This window comes from Actinomadura rubrisoli (assembly GCF_004349215.1).
GTDB classification, from domain to species: Bacteria; Actinomycetota; Actinomycetes; order Streptosporangiales; family Streptosporangiaceae; genus Spirillospora; species Spirillospora rubrisoli.
Genome location: NZ_SMKU01000709.1, coordinates 1 through 1,242, shown reverse-complemented (window position 1 = coordinate 1,242; position 1,242 = coordinate 1). Strand labels below are relative to the sequence as shown.

General features: G+C 72.6%; 1 protein-coding gene. It reads left to right on the top strand.

The genetic code is table 11. The annotated features are described in order from the left end of the window. The first annotated feature begins 138 nt into the window (after positions 1-138). A complete protein-coding gene (locus E1298_RS47015) occupies positions 139-822 on the top strand; it encodes a hypothetical protein (RefSeq protein WP_207945292.1) in 684 nt (227 codons plus the stop codon). Positions 823-1,242: the final 420 nt, after the last annotated feature.

Sequence of the window (1,242 nt, the reverse complement as noted above, 5' to 3'; positions counted from 1 at the left end):
CCCCCGCCCCCCGCCGCTGACCGCCGGTCCCCGCTCCCGGGGGCCGGCGGTCAGCGCTTCCCCGTGGTGGCCGAAGGTCGTGACCAAAGTGGGCCACGGAGCACGACTGGACGGGACGGAGCGGCGAGACTACGTGGTGTGATGAGACAGCGATTCACCACCGTCCTGCTCGCCTGGCTCCTCGCCGTGTTCACCCTGGGCGCCGCGAACACCACGAGCGCCATGAGCGCCGCGGGCGTCCCGGCGCGGGCGAGCGGCTCCCCCCAAGCCGAGATCTTCGCCACGGACAACACGGCGATCATCACCGACCCGGCCGACCCGCGGCTCCGCACGCACCTGCACCGGTTCGACCGCCAGGTCCGCCGCATCGTCCACGACAACGGCGCCCGGACGCGCCGCTCCGCCCTCCTGGACGGCGTCTTCTGGTCGAGCGACCTCCAGCAGGTCACCTACGAGCGCTCGCGCCGGTTCGACGTCGACCGCACCGACATGATCGAGCTGCGCCACATCGCCGGCCTCGTCCGCAAGGAGTTCCACCAGGAGTCGGTCCTGACCTTCGAGTACCTGCCGAGGACGTCGCCGCGCGCCGACGCCGTCCGCATCGAGGTCCCGGGCCTGGACGTGCGGCGCCTCCACGACGGCCTGGTCGCCGACCCGGCCGCCCGCGACGAGCTCTTCGGCGGGTCGGTGACCATGCGCGGGCAGCTCATCCTGGTCGCCGAGCTGGCGGACCTCGACGTGGCGCGCGCGTTCGTCACCCGCATCGGAGGCGACTGGAACGGCGCGGCGATCCGGTACGGCGACCGCGAGTTCGTCGGCTGACGGCGCCTTCCAGGCAGCCGCCGCCTCGCCGAGGGCGCATCCGCCGGGCACGGGTGATCGCCCCTTTTCAGCGTCCTCCCGCGAAAGTGAAAAACAGCCCGTCATCCAGTCCGGCCGTACCGCCGATGGAAGCCCCGCTGGTCGTTCCGGCGTTTCGGGGTGGCGGTCCTTCTAGGGGCCCGCCCCCTGGAAGGGCCGCCGCGATCGGGCAATGGCGCTTTATGGATGGGTGGTCAATAGTCGAGCGAAGCCGGTCGGTCGCACCGGCGACGGCAGGGCCCTGCGGTCAGCACGCTCCCCCCGCGCTCGTGTGAAAGGAACGCCCCCCGTGAAGAGACTCAGCCTGCTCGCCGCGGTGCCCCTCGCCGTCCTGACGCTGTGCGGGACATCGGTCGCGGGCGCCTCGGAACCGCCCCCGCC